The 13,326-nt window shown below is 63.1% G+C and carries 14 protein-coding genes and 1 pseudogene; 7 read left to right on the top strand and 8 right to left on the bottom strand.

The features are described from left to right. Positions 1 to 352: 352 nt before the first annotated feature. Positions 353 to 1,438 (bottom strand): fatty acid desaturase, encoded by a 1,086-nt coding sequence (locus ACNSTU_RS16195; protein WP_418212681.1) that lies wholly within the window; start codon positions 1,436 to 1,438, stop codon positions 353 to 355. 117 nt (positions 1,439 to 1,555) lie between these two features. Between ACNSTU_RS16195 and ACNSTU_RS16190 the strand changes: the two genes are divergently transcribed. The 3 genes from ACNSTU_RS16190 to ACNSTU_RS16180 all read left to right on the top strand — a co-directional run bounded on the left by ACNSTU_RS16190 (position 1,556) and on the right by ACNSTU_RS16180 (position 3,900). Continuing rightward, positions 1,556 to 1,870: a transposase gene (locus ACNSTU_RS16190; RefSeq protein WP_418212680.1), complete on the top strand. Its 315-nt coding sequence runs from the start codon at positions 1,556 to 1,558 to the stop codon at positions 1,868 to 1,870. Between the two features lie 23 nt (positions 1,871 to 1,893). Next, complete coding sequence (locus ACNSTU_RS16185; RefSeq protein WP_418212679.1) at positions 1,894 to 2,709, top strand: IS3 family transposase; 816 nt, start codon at positions 1,894 to 1,896, stop codon at positions 2,707 to 2,709. 687 nt (positions 2,710 to 3,396) lie between these two features. After that, positions 3,397 to 3,900, top strand: coding sequence for a hypothetical protein (locus ACNSTU_RS16180; protein WP_418212678.1), 504 nt, complete (start codon positions 3,397 to 3,399; stop codon positions 3,898 to 3,900). A gap of 791 nt (positions 3,901 to 4,691) precedes the next feature. Here the strand turns inward: ACNSTU_RS16180 and ACNSTU_RS16175 are convergent. The 5 genes from ACNSTU_RS16175 to ACNSTU_RS16155 form a co-directional block, all read right to left on the bottom strand. After that, entirely contained in the window at positions 4,692 to 5,918 is a 1,227-nt protein-coding gene (locus ACNSTU_RS16175; protein ID WP_418212677.1) for a HipA domain-containing protein, read from the bottom strand. Between the two features lie 97 nt (positions 5,919 to 6,015). Then, positions 6,016 to 6,552, bottom strand: a complete 537-nt coding sequence (locus tag ACNSTU_RS16170) for a hypothetical protein (RefSeq protein ID WP_418212676.1) — start codon at positions 6,550 to 6,552, stop codon at positions 6,016 to 6,018. 12 nt (positions 6,553 to 6,564) lie between these two features. Further along, positions 6,565 to 7,347, bottom strand: a complete 783-nt coding sequence (locus ACNSTU_RS16165) for a nucleotidyltransferase domain-containing protein (protein ID WP_418212675.1) — start codon at positions 7,345 to 7,347, stop codon at positions 6,565 to 6,567. Then, positions 7,340 to 8,380, bottom strand: coding sequence for a hypothetical protein (locus ACNSTU_RS16160; RefSeq protein ID WP_418212674.1), 1,041 nt, complete (start codon positions 8,378 to 8,380; stop codon positions 7,340 to 7,342). The genes ACNSTU_RS16165 and ACNSTU_RS16160 overlap by 8 nt, the downstream gene beginning before the upstream one ends. Positions 8,381 to 8,457: 77 nt before the next feature. Continuing rightward, a complete protein-coding gene (locus tag ACNSTU_RS16155; RefSeq protein WP_418212673.1) occupies positions 8,458 to 9,258 on the bottom strand; it encodes a metallophosphoesterase in 801 nt (266 codons plus the stop codon). Between the two features lie 212 nt (positions 9,259 to 9,470). On the opposite strand from ACNSTU_RS16155, the gene ACNSTU_RS16150 reads away from it, so the two are divergent. Continuing rightward, positions 9,471 to 9,962 (top strand): NIF family HAD-type phosphatase, encoded by a 492-nt coding sequence (locus tag ACNSTU_RS16150; protein WP_418212672.1) that lies wholly within the window; start codon positions 9,471 to 9,473, stop codon positions 9,960 to 9,962. Positions 9,963 to 10,980: 1,018 nt separating this feature from the next. Next, positions 10,981 to 11,451, top strand: a pseudogene (locus ACNSTU_RS16145) (hypothetical protein); the annotation flags it as partial. On the opposite strand, the gene ACNSTU_RS16140 reads toward ACNSTU_RS16145, so the two are convergent. Continuing rightward, a complete protein-coding gene (locus ACNSTU_RS16140) occupies positions 11,374 to 11,559 on the bottom strand; it encodes a hypothetical protein (RefSeq protein ID WP_418212719.1) in 186 nt (61 codons plus the stop codon). The pseudogene ACNSTU_RS16145 and the gene ACNSTU_RS16140 sit on opposite strands and share 78 nt — an antisense overlap. 18 nt (positions 11,560 to 11,577) lie before the next feature. After that, positions 11,578 to 11,775, bottom strand: coding sequence for a hypothetical protein (locus ACNSTU_RS16135; RefSeq protein WP_418212718.1), 198 nt, complete (start codon positions 11,773 to 11,775; stop codon positions 11,578 to 11,580). 109 nt (positions 11,776 to 11,884) lie between these two features. Between ACNSTU_RS16135 and ACNSTU_RS16130 the strand changes: the two genes are divergently transcribed. Both ACNSTU_RS16130 and ACNSTU_RS16125 read left to right on the top strand, forming a co-directional pair. After that, the gene (locus ACNSTU_RS16130; RefSeq protein ID WP_418212671.1) at positions 11,885 to 12,268 is read left to right on the top strand and encodes an antitoxin Xre-like helix-turn-helix domain-containing protein; all 384 of its coding nucleotides are present in this window, start codon (positions 11,885 to 11,887) and stop codon (positions 12,266 to 12,268) included. After that, positions 12,261 to 12,959 (top strand): RES family NAD+ phosphorylase, encoded by a 699-nt coding sequence (locus ACNSTU_RS16125; protein WP_418212670.1) that lies wholly within the window; start codon positions 12,261 to 12,263, stop codon positions 12,957 to 12,959. Before ACNSTU_RS16130 ends, ACNSTU_RS16125 begins: the two co-directional genes overlap by 8 nt. Positions 12,960 to 13,326 lie beyond the last annotated feature (367 nt).

Below are 13,326 nucleotides of genomic sequence, written 5' to 3'. Positions count from 1 at the left end.
CGCCTTTTGGCGACCGCGTCCTGTCGAAGGGGGAGCACCTTTCTTGCGCCGGCGTATCGGTATCCAGCCAGGCCTTACATGGTGATTTCAGGGCCTTCAAGCGCTGCAGCACAGACAGCAATGGCTGCGCATCCGTCTTGCGACTCTACGCCGAGGGCGACGTGCTTGGTATCGCAGGGGTCGTCCAGCATCCGGCCTTAGATGTCCTTCGCCGCCCTGGGCGCGGCAAAAGTCTGGAAGATGAGCGAGAAAGCGGCGGCCGGCAAGGAGTCGGGAACGCTGCCGGTTAATGACGTTGTCCTGATGTCGGTATATACCGTCCACCTTGGCCATAGGCCAGTGCTTATGCATTTCAGGTCATCGAACGAGGTGTCTGGAGATCTTCAGCACCGCCCAGGGGGTGTCCGCCCCCGGCGCGGTTACGCTCTGCCTCTTTGAAGGAGACCAGGCGCCGCTGGTCCTCATCCCAGAGGGCAAGCGGTACGCCCGCCAGGCTTTGGCGGAGGGTGATGCGCCCCACGTCCCGAAGTTCCGGATGGTCCTGCAGCACTTCACGGAGCCGGTATGACGGAATGCGACTGGACAGGTGATGGACATGGTGCACGCCGATGTTGGCGCTGAACCATCGCAGCAAGCCCGGTAACGCGTAGTACGAACTCCCATGAAAGGCCGCCTCATGGAACTCCCACTCGTCCTGGTGCTCCCAGTAGGTCTCTTCGAATTGGTGCTGGACATAGAACAGCCACACACCCATTGCCGAGGCAAGCAGCGTAATGGGAAGCTGCACCAGCAGAAAATCTCCAACACCAACGAGCGCGATCACGCCGGCCGCCACCAGAACGATGCCTGCATTCGTGCCCATGGTGCTCACCCACGGCATCCACCCGGAGCGCATAAAACCCACCGGTAGCCGCTGATCGAGCAAGAACACGTACGCCGGGCCGATCCCGAACAGGACAAGTGGATGGCGGTACAAGCGATAGCGCAGTCTTTGACGCCTTGGGAGCGCTTGGTACTCGCGCACGGTCAACGTATCGATACCGCCGACATTGGGTCGGTCCAGGTTGCCGGAACTAGCGTGGTGGATCGCATGGCTATGGCGCCAGAAATCATACGGCGTAAGCGTAAACACCCCGATGACCCGGCCGACCCAGTCGTTGGCACGTCGAGAACGGAAAAACGACCCGTGGCCGCAATCATGCTGGATCATGAACAAACGCACGAGGAAGCCTGCCGCCGGCAAGGCAAGCACCAACCCAACCCAGTGGCCTGCGCTCACGGCAAGCCATGTCAGCCCCCACAGGAGCGCGAACGGGATTGCCGTAATGAAGATTTCCACAACGCTTCGCACGATGCGGGGTTCACGGTAGACACTCAGTTCGCGGCGCCACGCCCGCGGGTCGTCCGTGGTGTCGATATTCGACGCTTGTACACTCATCCAGCGACTCTCTAATTACTAATACGGACCATGCAAGTCGCAGTGCGATTCCGGTCTTACTGACCTTTCCCGGCTGAATTGGACACCTCTTCATTTTTCCAATTGATGAGGTGATCCATGAAGTACCGCCGCTACGACGACCAGTTCAAGGTTGAGGCCGTGGAGCTCGCGCTGCAACCCGACGTCCAGACCCAGGCCGTGGCTTCACGGCTGGGCATCCACCCGTTCATGCTGTCACGCTGGAAGAAGGAATACCGCGAGGGTCGATTCATGGCAAAGCCTCCCAAGGGCAGCGACGCGGAAGCCGCGGAGCTGCGCCGGCAAATCCGGCAGTTGCAGCGTGACAACCACAAGTTGAACGAGGAGAAAGAGATCCTCAAGGAAGCGCGGCGTTTTTTCGGACAACGCCAGCCGGGAGATACCGATTCATAGCCGAGCGGCGGGACCGCTTCTCGGTGAAGCGCCTGTGTGACGCTCTGGGCGTGCCGCGGAGCAGCTTCTACGAGTGGTCTCAGCGGATGCCGAGTGCCCAAGCGATTGAGGATGCCGTATTGCTCAAGCCCATTCGCCAGGCCTTTGCTGCCAATCGAGGCATCTATGGCAGCCCGCGCATCAAGCGGGCGCTGGATACCATGGGGTACCCGTGCGGCCGCCATCGCGTGGCCCGGCTGATGCGCGAGGATGGGTTGGTTGCCCGCCAGGCGAAGAAATACCGACCGCGGCCAGGACGGGCCGCTCAATACCAGGTGCCGAACAGGCTCCTGGAGCAAGGCCCGGCGCGGCGCCGCGGCGAAGTCTGGGTGGGCGACTACACCTACATCCACACACAGCGCGGCTGGCTGTTCCTGGCTGTGGTCATGGACCAATACACCCGACAGATTCTCGGTTGGGCTACATCGCAGCAGCGCACGGCTGAGCTGACCTGTGCGGCACTCCGAGACGCGTTGCGCCATCACCGCCCGCGCCGTGGGGCACTGTTCCATTCGGACCAGGGCATTGAGTACGCCGCCAACAGCTTCAAGGCGCTGCTCGCCCGCCACAGCCTGACGCAGAGCATGAGCCGGAGAGCCTACTGCTACGACAACGCCCATGTGGAGTCCTTCTTCGGCACGCTGAAGGCCGAGTCCGACGTCACCGAGGCCCACCTGCAGCAATCCGTGTCCGCGCTGGTCAGCCATGTCGATGACTACCTCCGGTTCTACAATCGGCGGCGGCTGCATTCAGCGCTGGGCTTTCAATCGCCGGCCGCCTTCGGAATACTGGCCGCATGAACGTGTCCAATTTGTCCGGGCAAGGTCATACCGACGGGATCCGGCGGCAACCTGCTTAAGCGTTAGGTTAATTCCGTCAATGGATGTTGTCTGTGCGCTACAGAACGCACCGTGAAGGGCTTCGGAAAAGGGCCGGAGAAGTGATGTCGGCTCGACCTATCGGCGATCAGAAGTGTTCTTACCCACGGCGTCAAATCGCGTTCGTGTGTCCACGGACAGCGGTGTTGCCGGTCGCAGTCGCGGACGGTTCGATTGACCGGGATAATCCTGCGACTCCCCTCCGGCGCTGCAACGTCTACGTCGCGGCTGCGGTGGCGGCTGGCCGGGTGTTGTCTAAACTCCAGCGGAGAAGGTTGGGTGTCGCGAATTCTGGTCGGGAAGCGCTTCAGGGGAAGGTCTCGAGAATCCTCAGCCAGTGGCGCCGTCTCTCTCGTTGACGTCGCTTCACTGCTTCGACGGCTGTGCCGCACCTCGCCCACGGGGTCCAGGAGAGATGCAATGTACCTGTCTTGCGCACGAGCGATACTGATCGGCGTCGGCCTATGCACCGCCGGGGCCACCCTCGCGGAGACGTCGGCGCCGCCGGCATCGACGGTTCAAGAGGTTGAGGCTGGTGAGCTATTCCCTCTGGTCCCAGGTGAAAGCACGTTTGAGGTGGTGGACGGAGACGGAGAGGGACAGCAGGTCATGCTGGAGCTGAGTTCCGCAGACGGTGAAGGTCGCTGGGAAGTTCGATTCGGCGACTACAACATCCTCCATCTTCAAGAGCTCCGGGATGGCACCCTGCTGCTCACCGGCCTGGACGTGCTGACGCAAGGCCAGACCGTGCTGTACGAGCCACCCGTGGTGCTGCTACCCAACAGGATCGTGCCCGACCGGACATGGAGTGCCTCCGGCACGGCTACGGTCGTTAACAGAGAGACGCAAGAGGCTGTACACAAGGGTCAGTACCAGCACCGAGTCATGCCCATCACTCGAGAACGGTACGCGACGCCGGCGGGTGATTACGAAGGCTTCCTGGTGCCAATCGAGCAGACCATCGATCTTGAGGCGCCGGCTGTGATCCGGCTGTGGCTCGATCTTGGTTTCTTCCCCGGCAAAGGTCTGGTGAAACGTTCGATGAAGTTCGTCGTCGACAAACCCATGTGGTTCGGCTCGACCACACGGCGCACCGCAGAGCTTGTCCGTTAGAGCCAAGCTTTGGCAGATCAGACAGGGATGACCAGCCTTTGACGACCGGCTGCAGGGGAGAAGCTGGTCGCTTCGTATCGTCCGTAAAATGATGACGAATGACGGGAACAACGCCTCGGTGATTTCTAGAAGAACTTGGGAATCCGGTGGACGTTCACGTCCACCACCGGGTGCGGAATCGGCACAAACCCGAGGTTTATTAACGACGCAAGCAGACGTTCCCAACCGTTGATCGAAGGTCCGCAATGGGTCGAAAGCGGACCCTGACAGGGTTTCGCGGAACGTACTTTATCGGAAAGCGGCTTGCGCAACCGAGTGTGGCTCATGAACGGATGCACCTATTGCACAGCAACCGACCTCGGACGTTCGCCAAGGGCCTGCGATAGGAAAGTATGCGCCCACTAAAGGCGCCAGGCCGAAGGCCACCGGCCCCGTTCGTGCGGACCAATTGTGTATCCCTGTAAACACAGGTGACGCCAAAGTGGCGTCAATGTGGCATCAAACTGGTGCCAGACCGGTGTCAGTCTGGCCCTCACCGGGTGGCACATCGTAAACCTCAACGCGCTAACACCCAGGAGACAGACCTACCTCGCGGCACTGCGGGACGCCGATGCCGGGGATATTCAGCCAATGCTGGCGCTGCTCACTGGCGAATAAGAGTGGCCGGGAAGACCCTCCACGGGGGATGATCGATAGGCGTCCCCCCTGGAGGAAGCCTCCGAGCCAGAACCATGTCAGTGGAGCATGGGACTGTGACGATTGGGTTCGGGACCCGCGGGTCCCGAACCCGATCACCGCATCCGCGCGAGCACCTCACCGACCCGTGCCGCAGCATCGAGTCGGACGCCGGGGTGGCGCAGCATGCGCGCAGGAGCGCCGCGATCGGCAAGGCGACGCTCCAGGCCATCAAGCGCACCCACAGCGGCGACGAAACGCCGCACCGCCCAGCACCGGTCGCCCGCATAGAGGGTCAGCAACCGCGCATAGTCTGGCGTGCCTCCCTGCCATACGGCATCGCCGCGCCATCGGGTCGCCCACGATACACCTTCCGGATCGAGCACCATCGGCGCGAGGTCGTAATAGGGCGCGAGGTGCACGCCGATATCAGTCGTCACTATCGCCACGTTGCGACCATGGTTGTCGCTGTTGCCGACCATGGTGTTCACGATATCCAGCGTCAAGTAGTCGACCAGGGCCGCATCACCCCATGTCACGTCCGCCAGCCGTTCCACCACGTCCAGATGATCCAGCGCCGCGCCGTCGCCGAGCATCCCCATCGCCGAGTACACCGACTCCACTCCGTGGTGATGGCCACCGTCGCGATCAAACCGCGGCAGCCATAATGACAATGTGGAATCCTTTTCCACCAGTACCGACCCAGATACGGTATTAAGACCGAGGCCCTCCAGGGCCTGGTGGACGGCGGCCTCGCCCTGCAGCACAGCCACATCATCGGCAGACTTGCGCCCACGAGGCATCTTGACCAGCCAGCGCCCGTGTACTTCGGCCTCAGGGACCGTGCCCTCCAGGGCATACCGGCCGTTACCGTCCTCAACAAGAAGAACCTTCGGAGCCTCGCCCCCAGCGCCCAGGGCGGCTGCGACCGGCACACCGGCCCGTAGCCCCTCATCAATCATGCGCTCCCCTAGCCTGGCTACATCCTCCCGCGTATACCGGGGCGCTCTGGCCGGTTCCAGTGCCGCAGCAAATGCGTCAGCGGCAGGCTTGACCCGCAGATGACCAACCGGTGCCACACTGCCCTGCAGCAGGAGCGGGAGATCCGCCCGTGGCCCGGGGTCGCGACAGTATCCCAGGACCTCCAGCATCCGACGTCGGCCGTAGCCCTGCGGGATGATGTCCCGAAGCACGGCCGCAACGACGCCATATTCGTAGGTTGCATCGAAACGAACCGGCAAGTTCACACCAAGGGCGTAGAGGCCACCGACCACCTGGCCATCCGGCCAGCCGGCGTCATCCAGCGCACGGGCAACGTACTCTGGTTGGTAGCTGAGCCGCATCGGGCTCCGCAGCCCTTTCGAAGGATCAGAGACTGTGACCACAGCGGCATCGTGCCACTGGCTCCCCCAGTGAACCTGGACCGTCAGACGCAACAACTTAGCACCCATCGCCGGCGTCCCGGTCGAACGGATCGCACCCCGTCGCGGTGACGGCGGCGTAGACCGCGCGCAGGCGGTCCGCATCGCTCAGCGCGTTGTGAGCACCCCACTGCTCGTCGTGGCGCTCCATCACGGCGCGCGCCGTGTCACGCGTGAGCCCAACGGGGAGGCCCGCGGTGTCGAGCCTCAGAGCCCGCCGAGCGAGATTCGTGGGCCAGTGCTCCGAACCGAGCCATTGCGCGAACAAGGCCATATCGTGCTCCGGGTAGTCGGTAACAATGCGGTGCGCGCCGGTCAGGGTCTGAAACCACGCTTGCACCCGCGAGCGCGCGTCTACGGAGGCCATCGCGTAGCTCCCGCCCATCAGCGCCGGGAGCACCACCTTGCGCACGTACGAGGAACAGTCTGCCCGGGCGTAGGTGTCCGTGAGTTCCACGTAGAGCGTGTCCACTGGTTCGCACCCCGCGACGAGGCCGAAACTGATGAGCTGCGGTGCGTCCTCGTGCGTAAATTCAGTGTCCAGAAACACGTACATCCCGCGCTCTCCTCACGCTCCACCGGTTACCACGCGCCGGAACAGCGCGTTCAGTGCATCCAGCACGGCCGGGCGCGTGTCGATGTCCGGGCGGTCCAAGTCGTCGAAACCTGCCTCATGCCGACCGAGTTCGTCATGGATAAAAGCCTCGAGCGCCGGGATCGGTGGACCGGTGTCGTGCTCTCCCGCGCGACGCTTTCGCGCGAGGAGCGTGTCGATCTCCGCAACCAGCGCCTCTGGCGCGACGGTATCCACCAGCTCGCGGAACACGACCGGCGGGAGCGCTCCCGTGGTCTCGATATGGCGAATTGCAAGGAGTGGCCGGAGCACGTAGAGGTACTTCTTCAGCCGCACCTGATCACCGCCCAGGAAGTTTCGAGCATTGCCCCGGGCCATGTGCGCGTAGTGATGGCAAAGGCCCCGCCGGTCGAACGTCGTCGCAACAAGCGCCGCAAGCTGGTCACGGAACACCCCGCACTCCCTGTACCGAACGGGGCTGTGCAGCCACTCAAGCAGCGCGCCGTTACTGGCCCTGAAAAGCCGCAGCGCCTTGCGGATATCCCACCCGGCGACATCCAGCGCATCTGCAATCGGGCGCTCGATCACATCCCGCCGGTGCTCGACGTCGATGGCGAGATACCAGTCGTGCGGGTGTGCGTAGATAAAGCGCACGTCGTAGTCCGAATCCGGCGAGGGAAATCCCCATGCGCGGCTGCCCGACTCGCAGGCGTATAGGACACGCACGGACTCCTCGGCCTCGATCCGCTTGAGAGCCGTTTGAATCTGTTCATCCATCCCCGGGCCCGTTCCTCTCCGTTTCACGCTCGTGTACGGCGGCCAGAGTAAGCCGGTACACCGCCATGAGGTACCGCACGTCACTGTCCGCCTCGTGCTGCCGTCCGCCACGCTCGGCCTCGGCCTGCTGAAGGATCTGATCGACCCGCCGGGGCGGCAGGCTCGCCGTCGCATCGGGGTGAATCGCCCAAAATGAGCCAAGTTCGAACGCGGGCTCGACACCCGCCGCATCGAACAGCCGATTCATCCAGAAACGATCCATGCCCGGGGCATCGCAGTAGACAGTGTGCCCCGCGAGCACGGCGTTCATCCGCTCCGCGATCCACGCCACCGGCCTGCCGCAATCACGCAGTAGATGGCGTGGAATCCAGTGTATGGCTTCCGCCTCCGGGTCCCAGTAATCCCAGTGCGGTGCCGGGTCGATGTAGTGCGACTCCACGGTGCCATCCGGCATCGACCAGGCGACTTCGATCGGATAGCTCTCCGAAGTCAGCCCCGAAGCCTCGAAATCGATAAAACAGGGCAGCAAGTCCTTTGGGCTTGCCGCCTGCTCCTGGCCCCTGTGGTAGACGGCCGTGAGGATCTCGGCATCCTGTGCCATGCTATCCCTCGGAGACAGATCCGGCTCCACGTCGACCCGTCGACGGGCGAGCCGCAGCCCGTCACGCTCGTCCTCGGGTAAATCCCAGAGCGAAGCTAGTTCAAATGCCGGCGCGACGCGGGCGGCTTCGAACAACCGCCGCATCCAGAACCCATCCAGGCCAGGATCGGCCAGATAGACCGTGCACCCAGCGAGGACTGCATTCATGCGCTCCAGCACCCACGTCGCTGACTGGCCACGCTCGAACAGCACGTCACGCGGGATGCGGTGGATCGCTTCGGCTTCGGCCTCCCAGTGCGTCCACTCGGGGTCGGGCCGGATGTAGTACCCTTCCCTGCTCCCGTCAGGCAACGTCCACACGACGCGAATCGGGTAGCTGTCACCCGCGAGTCCCGATGCCTCAACATCCAGGAAGTACGGTGTCACCGGCATCACTCCCCCTCTCGCACCGTAGCGATCACGTCGCTTTTGCTACTTTGATGGTCTTGCATTGCCAGCCTCCTCGCCTATCACAAAGGGGTTGCCGGGTCCTCGATATCCACGATGGTGAGCCCCGGCTCGCCGCCGCCCGCCTGCTCCCGCACGCGGCGCCATTCGGGCTGGGTAAGGAAGGCACCCGAATCGATGTGCCAGCGGTTACCCATACGCCATGGCCGGAAGCCATCGCGGATCGTGTGCCCATGAATCACGTGCGCCACATCCGGCAGCGTCAGCGAAGCGTCGTCCGAGGTCGACGCTTCGCCAGCCTTGATGGCCTCAAGCAGCCGGCGCCCGCGCACAACTGGGCTTAGCGTGTTGAACGGCATCTCGCCCTTGAGCGCACGGAGCACGCCACTTTTCAACGCGGCCCACGTCTGGCAATCGGCGGGAACCTCCGCGTGGACGATGCCCACAAGCCCGACCCGGGTCTCGACCTCCACCGTCCACGGCAATGCGCCGAGCCGCGCAAGCACCTCATGGTCTTCACGCGCAGACAACGCCTGCAGCCAGCGCTCCGCGGGCAGCCGCAGTTCCCAGGACTCACTCGCGCTGACAGGTCCATCTCCCGCCAGGATGTTGAGAATGGCCGCCAGATCGTGATTACCCATGACGCAGTGAAACCAGGGCTCATCCAGAAGACGCACCGCCCGCTGGGATGCGGGCCCCTTGTCGACAAGGTCGCCCACGGCGATGAGCCGATCCACGGCCGGATTAAACCGAAGGCGGTCCAACGCCGCATCGAGCAGTTCGACCATGCCGTGGATGTCGCTGACGACGAGATCACGGCCTTGCTCGTTACGACCGAGCTGATGGCAGGCCACACCGATCATTCGCACTCCCAAACGTAGAGAAGCCGGGTCGGGGCCCGGCTTCTCGTGAGTCGCTACTGCTCGCACACGCACCTACCCCTAGAGCGGCCATCGGATAAGCTCCCATATACCTATGAATGAACGCGTACTCCGGGACATTTCCTGTGCTTCCTGGGTCGGCGTCAGGTACGATTTCCAGAGACGCTAGCACGGCCAGCAGGGAGTGCAAACCATTGATTTTTCAATTGTGTTTGCATGACAACACAATCGGGGCACACGAAGTGAATGACCGCACCAAAAACATCGACGTCCTCGCACTGGATCTGGAGGGCACGCTGATTTCAAACGCCGTGAGCCAGATTCCGCGTCCGGGGTTGCACATGTTCCTGCTGGAGTGCGCGGCGCGCTTCCCGCGCGTGGTCATGTTCACCACCGTTCCTGAAGCGCGGTTCCGTGCCATTGCCCGAACACTTGCGGACGAGGGAGCCGTACCCGCGTGGTTCGCAGATATCGAGTATGTCCACTGGCAGGGGCCCACCAAAGATCTACGCTTCATCGCCGACGCGCACCTGGGCCACACGGTGCTGGTGGATGACTGTCGGGACGTCATCCACCCCGCACAAGTGGAGCAGTGGGTACCGGCGCCGCTATTCAGGCATCCCTACGCAGAGTCTGGAGGCAGCTTCCAAACTGTCTTGGACGCCTTGTCGAACTATCGGGGTTAGCGAACGAGCTGCCACCTGATCCCCGGGGCGCCGAGGACCCGGACAGACCTACGGCTTTGGTCCCGGCTGTCTAGCTGACGGGGCGTCCGCACAGGGCCGACATACTGGGACAGGCGGCTTCCCGCTACGACTGATACAGGTCGTACACAGCCGAAGCCGGTTGTAACCATCGGGGGACGTAACGGCCTCGTCCTGGCTGCCGCAGGCCTGGCAGGTCTGCATGGCGGTTTTCTGAAGCCAGATAATCACCCGGGCACAGGCCTTGCGCTGAGCGACAGCGAGTCCCGTCACGTCGCAGTGGACCATGAGCCGTCCCGGCCTCTCGCGGATCACCACGCCACGGCCCTCGCGCAGGGAAGCGGCCCCTGCGCGGGCAAACCGCTGCCAGCCGGGGCTGTGGACCTGAACCGATTCAAAGGCAACTTTCTCGATCATGCAGCTCACCATGGATGCTGTAATTATATACACTATCATGACGAACCATTGAGGATACAGGCAACCCGATGGGTGTCGTTCTGCGACACCACGCGTCGCCGTGCAGTGCCACACTGGATGCCCAACAACAGGGGAAGATCATGCTCGGAGCCATTGCCGGCGACATCATCGGATCCATCCACGCGCTCGGCCTGTCGGCGGCGCCGGGGTGGACCCGCCTGGGGGCGGAGTGATCGGCACGACACCGTGCGTGGGGAAGATCGGCCCAGGGAGCCGGCACCCCTCGGTGCGGAACCTGGAGCTGGATTTGAACGCTCTGGACGCTTGGGGCTACCAGTGCGTGATCACGCTCATGGAACTTAATGATCTGATCGACTATCAGCCCCGGAATCTGGCAGCGCGGGCCCGAGCCCGTTACGGTGAGTCGAGTTGGACACCTGCCGATCGTAGACGGCAGGACACCGGCTCGACGGGTTGGGGCGCACGCGGATTGTCGCCTACCCGTTACAGTTCACTTTTGGCCAGCCCGGAGTGGCGCTCGTAGACGCCCGCGACCCGATGATACCACTCCAGGAGGCAGCCCATGATTCACGGACTGACACCGCCTCGGCCAATGGCCGACTCACGACAGCGGACAGAGCTCCTTCAGCAATGCGAGGTACTGATCGCAGCCGATTCCGTACTCGCCTCTGCTGTCCCAGCGAAGCCTGCGCGGACCAGAAGGCTCGCAACGGTTGCCATCCTGGCCTCCAATCGGATTGAGGGTTGGTCGGGCCCTGTCGCCTTCAACGCTCTCCTGGCAGCCCGGAAGGCACTGACCGGAACCGACCCGCTGGACCGGAAGGCTGCGCTGTGCCACGCACATGGCCGGCTTACCGACCACAGAGTTGTCCACGGTAAGTCTGCCGGGGAACTGCGTAACCAGGAGGTGATGGTCGCCCGCCACAAGGCACCATCCGCGGCGCAGGTGCCCGCTTTAATGGATGCCTGGCAACATCTGTACGGGCGCCCGGCCGGGTCGCAAACGGCGCGGCTCCTCGATGCCTTGTGCGCCCACCACCGCCTGCTCTACATCCACCCCTTCCGCGATGGCAACGGCCGACTGGCACGGCTCGACCTCGAAGCGCGGCTCCAGGCTGCGGGCCTGCACTGCAGCACTCACTGGGCTGTCGCCACTGCGCTACTGCGCCACGAAGCTTCCTACCGCACCGCGCTGGCGTGGGCCGATGCGCCGCGCCGTGGCGATCTCGATGGCCGCGGGGCACTCTCCCACGCCGGGCTCGCTGCTTACTGCGCGACAGTACTCACCGCGCTCGCGAGTGAGGTTCACATACGCTGCCGGCAGGCTGGCGTCGCCCCCCCGGCCGTTTGACGTCATCGGACACGGACAGTCCAAACGAGCCTCGACCATATGAGCGATATTTTTCCGATTAAGCTCGTTTGGCTGTACACTACAGGAGCACTGACCGAAATCTCGGGTATACGCCATGCAACAGATGACCGCTCAAAAGCAGCACCAGCTCGGTGCCGCAGGACTCCGCGCCTACCCCAACATTGCCCGCGCATGGGGGCTGACTGAAACCCAAGCCGCGCGGCTACTCGGCACCCCGGAAAGCACCTACCGGCGGTGGAAGCGCAACCCTGAGCGCGCCAATCTCGATGTGAACCACCTGGAGCGGCTGTCGTTGATCCTGGGGATCTACAAGAATCTGCACATCCTGCTCCCGCGCGAGGACGCTGCGAACAGCTGGGTGCGGCGCCCGAACACGAATCCGTTGTTCGGGGGGCACACCCCGCTGGAGCGCATACTGGGAGGCCAGGTGGGCGATCTCGTGGCGGTGCGACAGCATCTGGACGGTGCCCGTGGCTGACGAGTGCAACCTGTTCCCTGTTTCCCCGGTCCGCTGGCCGCGGTCGTACCGCATCGTCCCCGCTCGCTTCCCCCCAATCGCCCTGTTTGAGGGCATCGCCGGTGATCCCGCCGATCTCGATGCATTGAACGAACTCGAAGGCCTGACATCGAACCGCTTACGCGAAGAGGCGGGCGAAATCCACCTGATCAAGCAGGAGGATCGTCGTTACGGGCCGGGATGGTCACCGATCATGGCCGCCCTTTGTTATCCGCGGCCCAGCCGGTTCACCGATGGCAGCTTCGGCGTGTACTACTGCGCTGACAAAGAGCGCACGGCCGTCGCTGAGACGCGATACCACCGCGAGCGCTTTCTGGCCGAATCCAATGAGCCACCCATGGCGGTGGAGATGCGCATCTACATCGCGGAACTCGACGCCGACTTGCTCGACCTGCGCGGTGATACCAACTTGGCCACCTCGTACCTGGACCCCGACAACTATGCCAACAGCCAACGGCTCGGCGCGGTTACCCGCATGCAGGATCATTACGGACTGGTCTACCCCAGCGTCAGAGATCAGGAGGGCGGCGAGTGTGCCGCCGTGTTCCGCCCTCCGGCGCTTGGCTCGACCCACCAGGGGAAGCACTTCGAGTATCGCTGGGATGGTCAGCGGATTACGGCGGTCGTCGAACTCCGGGAGACGAGCTACTAGCCAAACCATACCGCTGTTGACGACGCACGATGTTATAGAACACCAGACGCGGAGAGCTTGAGCTGCTGCTTGCAAGCGCTAACCGTAAACGCATGCGGCAGAGCAGGCCGACCACTGTTATGTGTGGGGGATTGACGTTAAAACAACCACCCGAAATCCCCGTCGGGCACTACGCTGGTCGATGCACCATCGGCAGGATCGTCAGATGGTACTGCGCGCCGTTGAGATGGCGATCTGGCAGCTTAGGCTCAACTTTCAAGTGCAACACCTGACCCCTTCGGAGGTAGGCTGTTGCGATGAATACTGGATACCGACACCTCAGCAGTGAAGAGCGCGCCGTGATCTTCTGTGAACACCAACGGGGCAC

The organism is Aquisalimonas sp. APHAB1-3 (assembly GCF_048323695.1).
Lineage (GTDB): Bacteria > Pseudomonadota > Gammaproteobacteria > Nitrococcales > Aquisalimonadaceae > Aquisalimonas.
The sequence above is the reverse complement of the archived record's forward strand: the minus strand, read 5'-3'. Positions and strand labels throughout refer to the sequence as shown.

Excerpts from the sequence above, each read along its gene's own strand:
- ACNSTU_RS16155 (WP_418212673.1), bottom strand. The coding sequence starts at position 9,258 with ATGATCGGTGTGGCCTGCCATCAGCTCGGTCGTAACGAGCAAGGCCGT.
- ACNSTU_RS16165 (WP_418212675.1), bottom strand. The coding sequence starts at position 7,347 with ATGGATGAACAGATTCAAACGGCTCTCAAGCGGATCGAGGCCGAGGAG.
- ACNSTU_RS16175 (WP_418212677.1), bottom strand. The coding sequence starts at position 5,918 with ATGCGGCTCAGCTACCAACCAGAGTACGTTGCCCGTGCGCTGGATGAC.
- ACNSTU_RS16190 (WP_418212680.1), top strand. The coding sequence starts at position 1,556 with ATGAAGTACCGCCGCTACGACGACCAGTTCAAGGTTGAGGCCGTGGAG.
- ACNSTU_RS16160 (WP_418212674.1), bottom strand. The coding sequence starts at position 8,380 with ATGCCGGTGACACCGTACTTCCTGGATGTTGAGGCATCGGGACTCGCG.
- ACNSTU_RS16130 (WP_418212671.1), top strand. The coding sequence starts at position 11,885 with ATGCAACAGATGACCGCTCAAAAGCAGCACCAGCTCGGTGCCGCAGGA.
- ACNSTU_RS16180 (WP_418212678.1), top strand. The coding sequence starts at position 3,397 with ATGCTGGAGCTGAGTTCCGCAGACGGTGAAGGTCGCTGGGAAGTTCGA.
- ACNSTU_RS16195 (WP_418212681.1), bottom strand. The coding sequence starts at position 1,438 with ATGAGTGTACAAGCGTCGAATATCGACACCACGGACGACCCGCGGGCG.
- ACNSTU_RS16135 (WP_418212718.1), bottom strand. The coding sequence starts at position 11,775 with ATGACGTCAAACGGCCGGGGGGGCGACGCCAGCCTGCCGGCAGCGTAT.
- ACNSTU_RS16170 (WP_418212676.1), bottom strand. The coding sequence starts at position 6,552 with ATGTACGTGTTTCTGGACACTGAATTTACGCACGAGGACGCACCGCAG.